Here is a 16,756-nt window from a genome sequence, read left to right as displayed (position 1 = left end):
GGTTTGGCTATTTGCATTTTACGATTTGCTTGCGCATTTGATACGTTTATGCTGATATAACGTATTAAATCAGCGTAAACGTGTCATTAAGTAGGTGTGTGGCAATCGCAGAATCCTATTAGCGTAAATCGTGATAGTAATAGTGATAGTAATCGTGATAGTGAAATTTAATATAATTCATCCAATCGTGCTAATATAAGTTACAATATATGCACGAAAGGATGGTGACTATTATCGCTACATTATTAGATGCTAATGGCCGCAATATGGTTACTCTAAAAGAAGCAAAATCTTGCGGACTGTCAAAATATAAGTTTTATAAATTTGTTAAAGATAATGAACTAGAACAGTTAAGCGGTGGAATATATGCTTCTAAAGACTCGTGGGTAGATGAGTTGCTTCTTATTCATAAGCGTTCACCATCCGCTGTTTTTTCTCACGACGAAGCTTTCTTTTATCATGGATTAGTTGATATGGAGCCAATTACTCACACTATTACTGTTTATAGTGGTTTTAATGCTCACCGACTGAAAGCATCGTGCAATGTGAAAGTTTATAGCGTAAAAAAGGAATTGCTTGAAGTTGGAAAGATTTTAGTCACGGATAATCTCGGTAATAAAGTGCCAATGTATGATCTTGAAAGAAGTGTCTGTGATGCGTTTAGAAGCAGAAATTTAATTGAAATTCAAGAATTTAATACAATCTTGAAATCCTATATTGCTAGACAAGACAAAGATCTTAATTTGTTGATGGAATATGCGAAACTTTTTAGAGTAAACAATGTTGTTCGCAAGTATTTTGAGGTGTTACTGTAAGTGAATTTAACTGATGCGCAAATAAGAGGTAGAATCAAAAACCTCGCCGAACACAATAACGCAGATCCTCGTGTGCTAATGCGTCTTTACATGATGGAACGCTACTTAGAGCGTGTTTCCGTTTCAAAATATCGCAACAATTTTATTGTAAAAGGCGGTGTTCTAGTAACATCTTTGCTTGGTATTTCTATGCGATCCACTATGGATATAGATACGACTATTCAAAATTATGATTTATCGCTTGAAAATACTAAAAGAATGATTGAGGATATATCTCGTATAGACATAGACGATGGTGTTGATTTTACTATTAAAAGCGTTATGAAGATTATGGATGATATGGAATATCCAGGTATTCGTTTTGCGCTTGACTCGCGTATTGGAAGAATGATAACTCCAATAAAGATTGATGTTTCTACAGGAGCTACGATTACGCCACGTGCAATCGAATATGACTATAAGCTGATGCTGGAAAACCGTTCTATTTCTATTCTTTCTTACAATATTGAAACAGTGTTTGCAGAAAAATTGCAAACAATATTATCGCGCGGAATTCTTAATACGCGTATGAGAGATTTTTATGATGTCCACGTGCTGCTTGTTTCGCATAAAAGAGAAATCGATAGGGAAATTCTTAAGCGTGCTTTTTGTGCAACTTGCAAAAATCGTAAAACTGAAAATATTATAGATAATCTTAAATCTATTTATGAAAGTATTGCTTGTGATGAAAAGCTTTCTTTATTGTGGACGTTGTATCAGCGTAAATATTCTTATGCTAAAGATATTGATTTTGGCAGTGCACTACTGAGTTTGGATGCATTATTGAAATTGCTTGAATAGAATTTTGGGTTAAAATTCTTTAAGTGAGTGCTGGCTTTTATAAATCATTGGGAGACGTGCGCCAGTAGCCATTAAGTGCGAATTTGCATTGATTGGCTACTTTGGGTTTGGCTTATTTAGCGATTTTTTCAGTATCTTCTTTATTTTGAAGTTCGAGTTGATTATATACCCAATTCGGCATAATATTATCCTTTCACTAATATTTTGAAATAGTATGCTTTTTGAATTTCAAGCATATAATCTCAAAATACCTCCCGCAGCGGCTTGCCGCCGGTTTTTATTTGTATGGGAAAAAATATAGGAGCAAGAACTTTTTACAGTTCAAGCCCCTATATCTTATAGGTTAGTTGTCGAATCCGTCACGAACCGAACCCCTACGATGTCCCGGAAGGTTAGCTTCTGGGTCGTATGGTGGAACCTGAGCTTCGCCAATAACTTCATAGGTGAACGTATGGGTACGCATATTGATGGTGTAGTAACCATAGAGTGGGTGGTAGCAATCGTTTAGATTTGCACGAAGCATCTTTGTGATATATGGTCGCATATTATCTACGAACCACATTCTCATCGTGTTCGGCACAAATGTTACACTGTGATTACCAGCATTGATTATACCATATTTGAAAGGATCAGCTATAACATCATGTCCACGCCATTCATCTTCAACGCTATATGTGAATCGGTAGCCAATCATCACTCTTCCAGTCTTAAACACATCGTTCTGTGGCTGAGGAGCTGGTGGAACAGGATGTGGAGCGGGTGGAACCGGTGTTGGTGGCACTGGTCGTGGTGCTGGCGGAACTGGATGAGGTGCAGGTGGCACAGGGGTTGGATGAACCGGATGTGGCGTTGGATGATGGTGATGATGATGCGGCTTAGGGGTTACAGGTTTTGGTTGCGGCGGTGTTGAAGGGTTTGGCTTAGGGGTTACAGGCTTAGGCTTAGGGGTTACAGGCTTAGGCTTAGGTTGAGGAACAACTGGTTTTGGTTGCGGCTTTGGAGTTGGATTACTTTCATTATGATTTTGCGCATTACTATGAGGTTGATGCGTGGTTGCGTTTTTATGTGGATTGCTTGTATTAGTGCTACCAGTATGACCCTGAGGTGTTTTATTTACTGAGAAATTTTCAACAGGTGCTGCTACATGACGAATATCGGCAAACGTTTTAATGTTCTTATTAACAATTTCGGCAATAGCTTTACCGTTTTCGCCAGATAAAGATTCGTCACCGTTCTTTAGAGCAGTCTTAATAAGATTTGCGTAACGGTTTACACGGGATTCATCGACTATTCGAGCATCAATGTTGTCTGCAAAGAGAACTTCGATTTTATTATTGTTATTCTTATCGATGATCACTCCGCCGTCGAATCGATCGGAATCTGTTGCGAGTATACTCCCGTTAGACAACATGCAATCAGATACTTCTACCTTATAATGACCAGCCTTCATGTTGATTACGTCTTGCTTATCGTTTGCAAGAACGGCGTGATAGAAGTCAACGTCCTTATTATCTTTATCATCGCCAATGAAGTGCATAATCACAGGGGATGCAGTGGAATCCAAGCCTTCGCTAGTGCCAATAAAGAACTCAACCTTATATTCTTTTACTTTCTTTACCTTTTTGACTTCTGTTTTTGTTGCGCTGCTTTGTACACTATTTGATCCGCAAGAGCTTAGTGAGCATGCTAATCCAACTACACTTAACGAGACAATTACGCTAGATACAATTTTTTTGAATGGCAAAGACATGTTAGAGTGAATGTTCTTATCGTTACTTAAGTTTTGTAACATGGTATTCCCCTGATTCATATTGTATTTTGTTGATACAAGAAAGCTCTAACCACCTGTATCAAAGCCGTGTATAGTATACGCTTGCTTATTGCAGCGCGTCAATATAAATATGTAAAAATAAACATGTAAATATAAAGGCTAGTATCTGCGATTATTTCGTTCACGATACGAATTCACAAATTCTTCAACAGATAGGAACGTATTTTCATAACCCAACTTTTCGCACAGCTTCACAACATCTGGCTTATCTAGTTGTGCGCTAGAAAGTATGTTATCTTGCATAAATGCGTCTCGCGTAGTGCCGTCAAAAAGAACCTTGCCATTGGAAAGCACAACAACTCGATTAAATACTCTAGCTACAAAATTCATATCGTGAAGAACAGCTATAACAGTCTTTCCTTGCAAAACAAGGTGTTTAATAATTGATTCAATACAATTTTTGCCGCAATCGTCTTGAGCAATCGTAGGCTCATCTAAAATAACAACTTGCGTATCCATTGCTAAAATCGACGCAATAGAAACCATTTTCCTTTCGCAAAGACTTAAATCGTAAGGATTTACCTCGCTTTTATCTAAAAGTCCTACAAGTTTTAGACTTTCTTTTGCTTGGATCAATGCTTGACTCTTATCAATTCCAATTTTTAAAAGTCCAAACATTACTTCGCGCATAACAGTTGATTCAAAAATTTGGTCATCTGGATTCTGAAATACGAATCCAATATCTTTAGCAAGAGAGGGAACAGTACATTCTGAAATATCTTTACCATTTAATAAAACGCTTCCAGATTTCGGCGTAAGAAGTCCTCTAAGGATTTTAAGTAAAGTTGTTTTTCCAGTGCCATTTTGGCCAACAATAGCGCATGCTCCAGGCGCAAAAGACAAATTTAGATTGTTGAATATTTGTGTTGTTGGAGTATGAGAAAAAGACACATTTTGTATTTCAATAGTAGGAGTCATTGTAAGCGATTCCCTTCGTGCGAGCGTAAAATTCGTGACGTTTGCTCAAGAGTTATTGGATACAAGCCATTATTGTTTTTTAACGAAAGTTTTTTGCAAATTTGAGTATAAACAGGAGGATTTACGCCATATTCTTCCAAGTCTTCGCGAGAAAAGATTTTTTGCGGAGTATCAAAATCAATGAGTTTTCCTTCGCTTAAAAGCATTACGCGGTCGCTATATTGCGCGATTTTTTCCATTTTGTGCTCAACCATAATAATAGTTTGACCCTGATTTTTTAAGGATTCTACTGCTTTAAAAACCTCTTCGGAACCTTTAGGATCAAGCTGCGAAGTTGGCTCGTCTAAAATTATTACTTCTGGTTGCATAACTAAAATAGCGGCAATAGACATGCGTTGCATTTGGCCGCCAGATAAATCGTATGGAGAGCAATCTTTAAGATGCGCAATGTTGAGCATTTCCATAATTTTCTCTACGCGACTTTGCATCTCGCTTTTCTCAATGCCAATATTTTCCAGACCAAAAGCAATCTCCTCATACACAGTAAGCTTCGAGCCAGTAATTTGATTAAAAGGATTTTGAAAAACCAGTCCAACTTTTTTACAAAGACTGTCTATTGGCGTAGTTTTTGCGTTAAGACCGTCTACTTCGACTTTTCCGCCGTACGCTCCGTGGTAAAGATTTGGAACAAGACCTAAAATAGCTTGAGATAATGTTGATTTTCCAGCTCCATTAGCGCCTATTATTCCAATAAATTCGCCTTTATGAATATCGCAGGAAATGTCATCTAGCGCAAGAGTTTTACTATAAGGATAGCGATATTTTAAGTGCTCTATATGAATAGCTGCCATGCTACATATCCTAAATTATTAAGTAACGCATAAATAATAGATGCGATTATTACGATTAAACAAGCGCATAAAAATAACGCATTGTATTTACTTGGCTTAAATGGTTTTATGAATGTTTTTTGATTATTGCACGAAAATCCGCGAACTTCTAAAGCTATAGTTCTTTCTTTAGAACTCATAAACGAAGACATTATAATCGGGGATATTAAAGGCAAAAAAGCTTTGAAACGCGTTATTAGGGAACCTTTTGTTTGTAATCCTCTGCTTCTTTGAGCGTCAACAATAGTCGAAGTTTGCTGTGTTATTTGAGGAATGATTTGAAATAGCGAGACAAAAACATAGCCCATTTTAGGTGGTAAGCCAGCTTGTATCATCTCTTGCATCATATTAGAAGGTTTAGTTGTAAGCGTTAAAACACAAAATGCAAACGAAATATTTAATATATTTAGCACAATCTTCATTGCTACTTCAAAACCTTCTTTGCGAGCAATCAAAGGTCCTAGTTTGAATAAAATCGTGTAGTTTCCCGATCTAAAGAAAGTTTGAACTATAAAAATAGTTACAATAATAAAACCAGTAACTTGTATTACGATTTTTATTTTTGCTAGGACCCTTGATGTTGCAAGCAATATTAGGCTCAAAATAATAAAGATAGCAAAAGAACTATAGCCTCCAAGCAAACTCGGCGTGCTTGTAGCGCATATTACGTATGCAAGCTTGGTTTTTGCAGATAGTCCGTTTAGAAACGAATGCTTATCTTCAAATAGGCTGATGCTTTTCATAGTATCTCGTCTTATTGTGCTTATAAAAACTTGTAGAACTTAGAGTTTATGCGATTTATTTGCTTGCGATAAACGTTTATTTATCAAGATCTTCGTCATCGGATTGATAAATAGCTATTAAACTCTTAGGAAGAACTTTATAAATTCCAGCTGCAAGGAACAAAACAACAATCTTGTCTGGTATATCTACAACAAGCTCATCTACGAATGATGCAAAGAAGCCTTTGGAGCCCATTGCTGCAAAAACAGCGTCACCCCAAACGTTTCCAGTGGTTCCGCCCCAATAAATCATGTTTAGAGGTGTAGAGATGATTATTGCGATTGCTGCAACAATAAGGCTTGTTATAAAAATGTGTAAGCCTTTGTTCATGTACTTTAGTCGTGCAGCGATTCCAACGCTTACGCCGATTGCTGCAGCTGTAATGCTATAGACTGTAGAAATTGGATCAATTGTTAAGCCGTAGACAATATTGGTTAAAAATCCAGCAATTCCGCCCACAACAGGTCCTGCTAAGCATGCTGAAATGCAAGTGCCTAGTGTGCCAAGCCAAAGAGGTAGCTTTAACATGCTAGCGAATAGTTTTGCAACATAATTTATGCCGATTGCGGCTGGTATTAGTACGAGTGAAGCAGTAGTTAATTTAACGCTCCAAATAGTTTTTAGTTTCTTTACCATTTTTGAACTTCCTATCAGTTAAGGAATAAATTCAAGTTCATTATACGCTTTGAGAAATGTTATTAAAGTAGTTGAAAATTAATGTGTTATAAATTGTTATATTGTTTATTTTGTGTTATTTTGTTCTTTGTTATTTGTTTTGTATTAAGTCTTTATTGAAAATAATCACAGCTATATCACTTTTATATCAAAATCAAAGTTGTTATTATTTTGTTATTTGATTATTTCACTATTCCAAATTTTGCTATCACAAATTTAACTATTCCAAATAATGATTATTTATGATAAAAAATATAAGAGCCTTTTATGACTTTTATAAAGATGTTGTTATAAAAATATTGGCGATTATAAGAGGGAGATGACGATGAATGTAAAACATAGTAACGTGTTTACAAATCCCGAAGTTTTAGAAAGACTTAATAAATTAGAAAAATCTCCCCAAATGCAAGGGAAACTAAATGAGTTAAAAGAAGGCATAAAAAATAACGCTTTTGACCCAATGCGTTTAATCCCATTAATACCAGTAGTGCTGATTATTGGTGCTGTTGGCAATTATCTTCCTTCGTTTGACTACTCTACTTATAAATATCCTTTACTCATAATAGTTGCCTTTGTTGTTTGCTTTGCTGGCAAGTTTTTTGTAACAAATAAGGTTGATGTAGCTGCTCTATATGCGAATAATGTTTTAACGCCGATTCTAAATGCGATTCTGCCTGGAACGGTATTAGAAAATTCTGAAGGAATTGACAACAGTATTTTTAATAATCTTCTGCCAATATCTAGTAGGTATTATTCAAACAAACACATAATTTTTGGCGATGAATCTAAAACTGAATTTTCAAATATGCAAGCAATGCACTTTTCTAGAACTGAAAGTGGAAAAACTGTCAAAAAAACTGATTTTATTGGTCAAGTCTTATTAATAAACGCAAAAACCAATATAAATGGTCACATTAGAATTGTTCCCGTTACTGGAAAGAACTTTATGGGGCAAAAACTAAATGGATACTATGGTAAAAAAACAAAAGAGGAGAGTGAAGTTCAAACAGAATCCATTGAGTTTAATAACTCGTATTCAATCTTTTCTACAGACGATTTTTATACAAAGCTTGTATTAGATCCAAGTTTTATAGAAGCATTGAATAATTTGCAAAAAAGAATGAGAGTTTGCATATATCTAGATAGTGAGCATATTATTGCAGCTTTTGACTCTGGTCGGTACATATTAGGAAATCCTGGAAAATCTGGAATAGAAGACCTATCTTTAACAAGAGAATATGCAAGATTTAGGGATGTTTTGGCTGAGTATTACGAAATAATCAGCGTAATTAGAGAGAAATTGCAAAATTAGAAGCTATAAAATTGAAAAAGTAGAGATTGCACACTAGTGAATTGCAAAAACAGAGATAATTAAGACTAGAAAAAGGCTAAAAATAAAGGAGACATTATGGATTGTGAAACTATTTTAATAGTTATTGCAGCAGTGCTTGTAGTGGCTATTGGCTGGTTTATTGGTACGTTAAATAGACTAAGAAAATATAGAGTGATTATAGAAGAGTCGCAAAAAAACGTTGACATTGCGCTCGCTAAAAGATACGACACTATTTGCCAAATGCTTAAAGTTGCGCAGTCGTTTGCAAAATACGAAAAAACAACATTAGTGGATTTAGTGAGTTTAAGAGAAGGATTAAACTCTGCGGATTCTAGCGAAGCAATGAGAAATCAGAATCATGCAATAGGGAAGATTTTTGCTTTGGCAGAAGCTTACCCAGAATTAAAGTCTTCAGAACAATTTTTGAATTTGCAAGAAGAAGTGAACGACGAAAACGAGCAGCTGGCTGCAGCAAAAAGAATCGTAAATAGTAATATCAGCGCTCTTAATCAAAATATTGTTACTTTCCCAGTTTCGCTTATTGCAAAATTAAGCGGAATAAAGCAGATGGCTTTTCTTGATGAAGATGATCTAAGCAATAAGAAGAATATCGATAGCATACTGGGCTAGTGAAAATGTTTAGCTAGATAGCATTTTTAGCTAGATGGCATATACATATATGAAGTAGCCAATCGCCCGCGAATTTGCATCGATTGGCTACTTTGTGATTTTTGTGCGATAATGCGCATACTGGTATATAGGATTGAATGGCTTGTAGAACTAGCTGATTGTATGAAGGAGCTGATTATATGACAGAATATGATTTACCGATTTTAGAGTATGATTCCGATAAAAGTGCGGTTTTAATGCCGAATCACGATAATATTGCTGTTCAGCTTCCATCTAAAGCGGTTTTTGCTTTCTTAGGCGATGAAATCGATCAGTATGCTTTAAGCAGGAAAGCTACGATTGTAGCAAATTTTGAGTCTGCAACTAAAGTATATCCAATATATGTTTTGGAAGAGAAAGTAGAGAAAAAAGTAAGAGAAAATACAAACAGCGAAGTAGAAGAAGAAACGCAAAAAATCTGCTTAGTGCAGGCTCCAGTTGGTGCTCCTGCCGCTGTTCAGATCTTAGACTGGCTGATTTCTTACGGTGTTAGCGAAGTTGTTAGTGCTGGTTCTTGCGGATCGCTAGTTGATTATGCGGAAAACGTTTTTCTGGTTCCGTATAAAGCTTTAAGGGATGAGGGGACTTCTTATCATTATTTGCCTCCAAGTCGTTATGTTGATGTTTCAGAGCGCTCGAGACGTGCTATTTTACAAACCTTGCAAGCGCACAATTTGCCTTATCATGAAGTTAAAACGTGGACTACGGATGGGTTTTTCCGTGAGACTAAGACGAAAGTTGCTAATCGTAAGCAAGAGGGATGCGCGGTTGTTGAGATGGAGTGTTCTGCTTTAGCAGCTTGTGCGCAAATGCGTGGGATTGTTTGGGGTGAGATTCTTTACACTGCAGATACTTTGCACGATGTTGAAAATTACGATGAGCGCAACTGGGGTGGAGACTCTAAAGCGTATGCGCTTGAGCTTTGTATTGAAGCAGCGTTGCGCATTTGAGCATTACGTATAAATGCGTTTAAGCGTTTATAGGTGTTGTCAAGTAGATAATTGTGACTAATCATGATAAGTATGATAGTGTAGCTTTCAATGCTTTGTAGTGAGTGAATAAGCAAATAGCTTATGAAGTGCTGCTTACGAAAATGATATTAGAGAAGAGATAGTAGAGATGGTAGAAATAGAAGAGATGTATAAAGGAAGTGAGAGGTAGCGAGAATGAGTAAAACTGACAATACGGCGAATCAGCGATCATCGGCAAATCAGCAATCATCCACACTGCATCCCGACGTAAAAAATTACGTAAAACTATTTTTCAAAGAAAACAAACTTGTAGCTTTTCTTTCGATGATAGTTTTTATTGCCTTGTCTATGATTTACACTGCTATTTCTTGGATTTTGCAAATTATTTTCGACTATATGTCTGGCAAAGGAGACTTCTCTCTAACTACTATTTTGCTGCTTGTCACTTCCTTTATGCTGGCAATCTCCCTGATTTTCGCGTTGAAGCGCAGCGCGTATCCTCGCTTTCTTGAAAAAGCAATGAATCAGTATAAAGAGTCTGTTATTAAAAAGCTGTTAAAAAAGAGTTATAGTGATTTTTCGCTTGCAAATTCTGGCACGTATCTTTCTGTACTTACTAATGATTGCGAGCGTATTCAAGAAAAGTATTTAAAGAAGATTTTTGACTTTGTTCAAGATGTTCTTATGCTTGTAAGCTCGCTAGCTCTTATGATTTACTACAGTCCGCTGCTCACTGTTATTGCTCTTGTTATTTCTGTGCTTCCAATGGCGTGCTCGATTCTTACAGCTAACGAAATCGCCACTCGAGAGGAGCAGGTTTCTAAGTCGAATGAGTCTTATACGGCACTGACGAAGGATGTTTTGAACGGAGTTTCTGTTATTAAGAGTTTTAAGGCGGAGCAGGAGGTTATTGATCGATACAAAAATCAGTCGATGGAGCTTGAGCATACGAAGAATCTTCGCGAGAAAACAATGACTACCGTTTCTGCTCTTGGCACAATTTCAAGTCTTGGAACTCAGCTTGGAGTGATGCTTGTTGGCGCTTGGATGGTTAACGCTCACGTTGGTGTTATTACTGCTGGAATGGTTTTAGCTTTTACTAATTTGATGAATGGCGTACTTCAGCCTATTTCTAGTCTTCCGCAAATGCTTGGCGAGATGAAGGGCGCTAAGAAGCTTATTAGCAAGATGGCTGATTATATGAGTAACGCTAAGGAAGATTCTGGCGAGATTATTAACGATTCTATTAAAAGTGTTGTTTTGCGAGATGTTTCGTATTCTTATGATGCGGATCATAAAGTCTTGAAAAACGTAAATCTAACTTTGCAAGCTGGAAAATCTTACGCGATAGTGGGGCCTTCTGGTGCTGGTAAGAGTAGTTTGATTAATCTACTTATGGGCTACTACAAGGATTATAAGGGTAGCGTGCAGCTGAATAATCACGAACTTAGCAATGTGAGCAAGAGTTCGCTTTACGATAAGACGACTCTTATGCAGCAGTCTGTGTTTATGTTTGATGCTTCGATTTTAGACAATATTACGCTGTTTAAGCCGTTCCCGAACGCAGAGGTAGATCGCGTGATTCACTTGGCTGGTTTGGATGATTTGATTGCTGCTAAAGGCAAGGATTATCAGTGCGGCGAGAATGGTAGTCATCTTTCTGGAGGAGAAAAGCAGCGTATTGCTATTGCGCGAAGCTTGCTTAAAAAGTCCGAGATTCTGCTGGTTGATGAGGCGACGAGTGCGCTAGATAACGAGACGAGCGCGAACGTAACGCAGTCTATTTTGAATTTGCAAGGAATTCTTCGACTTGTTATAACTCACCGCTTGGATGCTAATTCGCTTAAGCAATATGATGAGATTCTTGTGATGAAAAGTGGCGAGCTTATTGAGCGCGGAAGTTTTGAGGACCTTATGAATCAGAAGGCTTACTTCTACTCACTTTACACTGTGTCTATGTGAGGATGTTGGCTGGCTTGGGCTTGGCTTGCGCTGGCTTGTTGAAATGTGCTGAGCAATTTTAAGCTCTGTAAAAATATTAACGCAGTACGCTTTCTGCAATAGTAGCCAATCGCCCGCGAATTTGCATTGATTGGCTACTTTGTGGGTTGGCTGCTTTGTGCAGGTGAAGAAAATTGCCGTAAATGGCAAAAATCTTCACCAGCGTTTTTAGATGTGTATTGTTTGTGACTTTCAGCTAAATGCTAAATAAACTGAGATATTACAATGCCTGCAGCCATAAGTGGAATGTTGAAGATAAGGAATGTTGGAATGCAAGTATCCCAAATGTGACTGTGTTGACCATCTGCATTTAAGCCAGAAGTAGGACCAAGCGTTGTATCGGAAGCAGGGGAGCCTGCGTCGCCAAGAGCTGCAGCGGAAGACATAAGAAGAATTGTTGCAGGAGTGCTAAAACCAATGCTTTGGCAAAGAGGCACGAACAAAACTGCAAGAATAGGAACCGTGCCAAACGAGGTACCGATGCCCATAGTCACAAGCAAGCCAATAATCGTAATAACGAATGCAGCGATTAGCTTGTTTTGACCCATACAAGCAACGCCAAGGTGTACAAGCTCATTAACTCCGCCCGTAGCTTGAATCACGTTAGCGTAGCCGCCAGCAATGAGCATAATAAATGCAATAAGACCCATAAGCTTAACGCCGCCCATAAGCTGCTTGTCGATGTCTTTCCACTTTATTGCGCCAAAAATAATCATGGTTGCAAGACCTGCAAGGGAAGAAAGTGAAAGATCCTTACTAATAACTTGCACTACTACAACAACAATAATCGCAAGAATAGTTACGTAGTGTGCTTTAGTAAGCGGGCCAACAACAGCGTCCGCAGCGCGAGTATCTGCTTCGGTTGTTTTATATTCGCGAGGCTTTCTGTATAGAACAAAAACTGCAAACAGTAAAGCTGCAAGCATTGCAGCACCCAAATACCAGTTAACAGCGCTAACGTCTGAAACGCTAACTTTCATACCATTTTTAGAAAGATTAGTTGCAATAACTGTTTGGAAAATTAAGCCAAAGCCAAATGGAATAGCAATGTATGGCACTTCTAGTCCGAACGCAGTGCAGCATGCGGCAGCGCGGCGATCTAGCTTAAGCTTGTTCATAATGGAAAGAATCGGCGGAATAAGAATAGGAATGTAAGCAATGTGAACTGGCACAATATTTTGAGACATACACGCAATTACTGTTAAAACTGCAAGAAGAATGAATTTGTTAGTGCCAATAATTTTGCTAATTTTTTTAGAAATGATTTGAGCTAGGCCAGTTGCTGTAATTGCCTCTGCAAAAGTACCAAGAAGAATGTAAGCGAGCGCAGTTTGCGCGTTTGTGGAAAAACCATCGCAAAGCAGCGCCATAATAGTGTGGCTTCCATCTCCAAAAAGAGGGAGATGGCCAGCAATGCCACCTGCAACGCATGCAACAATCATTGCGAGTAAAACATTGAGTTTTGCAAGACTTAACGCGCATAACACTACAACCGATACAATTACTGGGTTGCATAGAATGTTTAAAATTTGCATACTGTTTCACCTCTTTTTAAAGTTATCTTCATTTTGATGTTTGTAATAATATGTTTTTTAATTTTGATAATTTTAAATTTTAATAATTAAAGACAATATCATAAAGACGTACGTAATATTTTTATTGGCGGAATAAAAATATTAAGTATGCTTGAAATTTACATGATTAAATCAAAAATGTGAGATTTTGTTATATATAGCGTGTTTTTATAGCTAAAATATAGACAAATGAACAAAATGTTCAAAAATAAGTTAGTATTTGTTCACCTTGAAGAGTACCATGAAGGTGTTCGCAAGGAATTAACAAAATAATTAGTTCTTTGTTTTACGCAATTTTGTTGCAATAATGCAATATAAGTGGTTGCAAAAATCGAATTTAAGCAGCATCAAAGTGAAGATTGAGTCGAAAATCAACAATCAAAAATAAAAAATCAATAAAAATTAAAAATTGAAACAAAATTAAAAATTGAAAATTAAAAATTGAAAAATATTAGTTAAATACAAAGGAGGAATGCATAGCAATTTCGATAGCAACATTAAAAATGTATACCATTTAAAAATGTATGACATCGCTACTTTGCAGCAAACAAATTATGCAAGAGGAACAAACGCTTATAGAAGCGAAAGAATTAGGATTAAAAAGATTTACAAGAACTCCATTCTGGGATGTGTCATTAAAAGTTGAGCCTCATCAAATCGTTGCAATCTCGGGAGAACATGGCTCTGGAAAGTCTGCTCTACTACTAGCATTGTCTGGCTATATGAAGTTTACGAATGGAACGTTAAAAATCGCAGATTTAAGCCTTCCAGCAGACGCAAAAGAATCACGCCAATACGTTGGACTCGGATTATTTAGCGGAATCAACGAATTCTACAACACTCAAACAATAGAAGAAGCGCTTATGAGCGAGCTAAAACTCGCGAGTGCATCGCCGCTTTTCCGCGAACAATACAAGAATAATGTTAAAAATCGCGAAGCTCTACATCAATACGCGTATAACGTTCTAGCGTATTGGAAAGTGTTATCTCCTAGAGAAACTGCTATTGGTGATTTAACGCCATGCGAGCGCATGAGATTAGGAATTGCGCTTGCGCTACTAAAAAAGCCGTGGATTCTTTTTGTAGACGGCGTAGAAACTGAGCTTACAAGTGAGCAAAGTGAATGCTTGCTTGCAGACATTCGCGCATACGTTAGCAAACACTTTTGCTCGTGCTGCGTGGGAGTTTTGCAAAGCGAGTTAGAAAAGCAAGCGGATCAAGTTTTAAGGCTAAGTCGTGCAAGTTACAGCGAAGATTCTGAGCTTAACAAAAATGGAGATGGTAAGAATGCGCGTTAATACTATTGTTCTTGCGTTTCGTGAATTAAATAATGCTATAAAAGGTAAAGCTCGAAAGCTTGTTATTGGAACAGTAGCCTTAATACCACTTTTATATGGGTCGCTGTATTTATGGGCGTTTACAAATCCTTATAAGACTTTGGATACTGTGCCTGTGGCTGTTGTTGTGGAAGATAGCGGTGCGATTATAAATGGCAAAATGCGCAATGTTGGCAATGAAATCAAGAATCGCTTGAAGAGTCAAAAAGACGGTAGCGAAGGTTTTCAATGGAACTTTGTAGATAGCGCTAAAGCAAACAAAGGTCTTAAAAATGGCGATTATTTTATGGTAGCAACTATTCCATCGTCTTTTAGTAAGTGCATTGCTTCTGCGCAATACGATACTCCGACTAAAGCAAAGCTACACGTAAAGTATGATCAAGCAAGCAATATGCTGGCTTCACAAATCGGTAAAACTGCTTTCCGCACTATGCGAAGCGAAATTAGCGAGGCGATTGCTCAAGAATATTGGGAGCATATGTTTGAAAAAGTAAATTCTGCTTCTGATTCTCTTAATTCGGCAGTGAGTGGTTCTGGCGATTTAAGCGCTGGAATGCAATCGCTTAATGGCGGAGTAGATAAGCTTGCTGACGGATCAATCAAGCTTACTCAATCTTTGCAAAAACTACAAAACGGATTGGGAGAGCTTCAAAAAGGAGCGCAATCGCTTAAAAATGCAAATGCGCAAAGCAAAGATGGAGCGCAAACATTAGCGCAAAAAACTAACGATTTGGCAAATGGCGCAAATCAGCTAAATAGTGGAGCGCAAACGTTATATAACGCTACAGACGAACTATATAATGGTGCGCAAAAGCTTTCGGATTCTAGTGCGCAGCTTGAAGAACATGTTAAAGCAGGAAACGAGGCTACAAAAAATCAGCTTGCTCAATTGCTTGTTGAAGCGCAAAATCCGCTTGTAACTAAAGAGATTGTGTTAGAAAAATTGCAAGGTCTTGCAGGAGGCTTAAGTGAAAATTCTAAGCTCTTAGAGACGAATCTTTCGGCATTGAGCCAAGGTGCTGGAGCACTTTCTTCTGGAAGCTTAAAGATAAAAGCTGGAGTTGACGCCGTTTCTAAAGGAATATCAAGCGTTCGAGGTGGCTCATCGCAGCTTTCCGCTGGAGCAAATAAGCTGGCGGAAGGTCTTAGCGCTGTAAGCAACGGAAGTGAAAAGCTCAATAATGGTATTAATTCTGCTGCGCTTGGGTCTGCAAAAATAGTTGATGGATCAAGTCAATTGAATTCTGGAGTTCAAAAGCTTTCTGAAAATACTCCAAAGCTTGCTGATGGAGCTAAAAAGTTACATGAAGGTCTTAAAAGCGCACAAAACTCTAGCAAAATCAACAATATTAAGCAAAAAAGTAAGATGATGAGCGCACCAGTTTCCTTGGAGGAGCACGAGTATTCGCACGTTGAAAACTACGGTACCGGTTTTGCACCTTACTTTATTTCTATCGCCCTTTGGGTTGGTGCTCTTATGACAACATTCGTTTTGAGAGTTATGGATAGGCGAGCGATACTAAACGGCATGAATCCGCTTAAAAGCGCGCTTGTTAGCTTGACGCCGTTTGTGATTATGGGCGTAGTGCAAGCGATTATTCTTATGGGCGTTGTTCAAGGAGCGTTGAAGTTCCAAATCGATAATGTTGGTGCATTCTACGCGCTGGGGATTATAGCGTCAATAGTCTTTATGGCAATAATGCAAATGATTATGGTGGTGTTCCGAATGCCAGGGCGAATAGTTGCTATTGTGCTTCTTATGTTGCAAATCACAAGCTCTGCAGGAACGTTCCCAGTACAAATGACGCCATCGTTCTTTAGAGCTGTTCACCCATATTTGCCAATGACGTACTCGATTATGGGGTTGCGTCAAGCAATGTCTGGAAAGAACAGTGGTGAAATAGTCTCTGGCGTTGGAATGCTTGTGCTTTTCGGCGTTATTGCGATTGCTATAACAAGCATTGCCTTCCGCATGAAGCGTACTGTAAAAATGTTTGATTTGCATCCTGTAATTACATTGGATGCATGAGAATACGACAATGAGTAGGGAGTAATTACTGTGATTGCTGAAGTTACTGAAGTTACCATAATATAAAAATTGCAACCGAGTGCTGCTCAA

General features: G+C 37.8%; 14 protein-coding genes. 8 read left to right on the top strand and 6 right to left on the bottom strand.

What is annotated here, in order from left to right; translation table 11 throughout:
• The first annotated feature begins 221 nt into the window (after positions 1-221).
• Together D0T20_RS04735 and D0T20_RS04730 are read left to right on the top strand one after the other, a co-directional pair.
• Positions 222-815: a type IV toxin-antitoxin system AbiEi family antitoxin domain-containing protein gene (locus D0T20_RS04735; RefSeq protein WP_230470810.1), complete on the top strand. Its 594-nt coding sequence runs from the start codon at positions 222-224 to the stop codon at positions 813-815.
• Positions 816-1,655 (top strand): nucleotidyl transferase AbiEii/AbiGii toxin family protein, encoded by an 840-nt coding sequence (locus tag D0T20_RS04730; RefSeq protein WP_116285956.1) that lies wholly within the window; start codon positions 816-818, stop codon positions 1,653-1,655.
• Between the two features lie 343 nt (positions 1,656-1,998).
• Here the strand turns inward: D0T20_RS04730 and D0T20_RS04725 are convergent, their stop codons facing one another.
• The 5 genes from D0T20_RS04725 to D0T20_RS04705 form a co-directional block, all read right to left on the bottom strand.
• Positions 1,999-3,447, bottom strand: a complete 1,449-nt coding sequence (locus D0T20_RS04725) for a hypothetical protein (protein ID WP_116438538.1) — start codon at positions 3,445-3,447, stop codon at positions 1,999-2,001.
• A 138-nt stretch (positions 3,448-3,585) separates the two neighbouring features.
• Complete coding sequence (locus D0T20_RS04720; RefSeq protein WP_116438537.1) at positions 3,586-4,404, bottom strand: energy-coupling factor ABC transporter ATP-binding protein; 819 nt, start codon at positions 4,402-4,404, stop codon at positions 3,586-3,588.
• Entirely contained in the window at positions 4,401-5,255 is an 855-nt protein-coding gene (locus D0T20_RS04715; RefSeq protein WP_116438536.1) for an energy-coupling factor ABC transporter ATP-binding protein, read from the bottom strand. Before D0T20_RS04715 ends, D0T20_RS04720 begins: the two co-directional genes overlap by 4 nt.
• The gene (locus tag D0T20_RS04710) at positions 5,237-6,037 is read right to left on the bottom strand and encodes an energy-coupling factor transporter transmembrane component T family protein (protein ID WP_116438535.1); all 801 of its coding nucleotides are present in this window, start codon (positions 6,035-6,037) and stop codon (positions 5,237-5,239) included. The genes D0T20_RS04715 and D0T20_RS04710 overlap by 19 nt, the downstream gene beginning before the upstream one ends.
• Positions 6,038-6,113: 76 nt before the next feature.
• Positions 6,114-6,713 carry a hypothetical protein gene (locus tag D0T20_RS04705; protein WP_016799393.1) on the bottom strand — a complete coding sequence of 200 codons (600 nt, stop codon included), beginning with the start codon at positions 6,711-6,713 and terminating at the stop codon, positions 6,114-6,116.
• A 364-nt stretch (positions 6,714-7,077) separates the two neighbouring features.
• Here D0T20_RS04705 and D0T20_RS04700 point away from each other — a divergent pair, with 364 nt between their 5' ends.
• From D0T20_RS04700 to D0T20_RS04685, 4 genes are all read left to right on the top strand, one after another.
• The gene (locus tag D0T20_RS04700) at positions 7,078-8,064 is read left to right on the top strand and encodes a DUF3137 domain-containing protein (RefSeq protein WP_032816634.1); all 987 of its coding nucleotides are present in this window, start codon (positions 7,078-7,080) and stop codon (positions 8,062-8,064) included.
• 96 nt (positions 8,065-8,160) lie between these two features.
• On the top strand, positions 8,161-8,715 hold the full coding sequence (locus D0T20_RS04695; protein ID WP_116438534.1) for a LemA family protein: 555 nt from the start codon (positions 8,161-8,163) through the stop codon (positions 8,713-8,715).
• A 179-nt stretch (positions 8,716-8,894) separates the two neighbouring features.
• Complete coding sequence (locus tag D0T20_RS04690) at positions 8,895-9,704, top strand: nucleoside phosphorylase (RefSeq protein WP_116438533.1); 810 nt, start codon at positions 8,895-8,897, stop codon at positions 9,702-9,704.
• A gap of 216 nt (positions 9,705-9,920) precedes the next feature.
• Positions 9,921-11,687 (top strand): ABC transporter ATP-binding protein, encoded by a 1,767-nt coding sequence (locus tag D0T20_RS04685; protein WP_116438532.1) that lies wholly within the window; start codon positions 9,921-9,923, stop codon positions 11,685-11,687.
• Between the two features lie 242 nt (positions 11,688-11,929).
• Here D0T20_RS04685 and D0T20_RS04680 read toward each other — a convergent pair whose 3' ends face one another.
• Positions 11,930-13,261 carry a Na+/H+ antiporter NhaC family protein gene (locus tag D0T20_RS04680; protein WP_116438531.1) on the bottom strand — a complete coding sequence of 444 codons (1,332 nt, stop codon included), beginning with the start codon at positions 13,259-13,261 and terminating at the stop codon, positions 11,930-11,932.
• Between the two features lie 593 nt (positions 13,262-13,854).
• Here D0T20_RS04680 and D0T20_RS04675 point away from each other — a divergent pair.
• Together D0T20_RS04675 and D0T20_RS04670 are read left to right on the top strand one after the other, a co-directional pair.
• Positions 13,855-14,598, top strand: a complete 744-nt coding sequence (locus D0T20_RS04675; protein WP_116438732.1) for an ATP-binding cassette domain-containing protein — start codon at positions 13,855-13,857, stop codon at positions 14,596-14,598.
• Entirely contained in the window at positions 14,588-16,666 is a 2,079-nt protein-coding gene (locus D0T20_RS04670; RefSeq protein WP_162862686.1) for a YhgE/Pip domain-containing protein, read from the top strand. Before D0T20_RS04675 ends, D0T20_RS04670 begins: the two co-directional genes overlap by 11 nt.
• Positions 16,667-16,756: the final 90 nt, after the last annotated feature.

The sequence above is a fragment of the Gardnerella piotii genome, assembly GCF_003397585.1.
Lineage (GTDB): Bacteria > Actinomycetota > Actinomycetes > Actinomycetales > Bifidobacteriaceae > Bifidobacterium > Bifidobacterium piotii.
The sequence above is the reverse complement of the archived record's forward strand: the minus strand, read 5'-3'. Positions and strand labels throughout refer to the sequence as shown.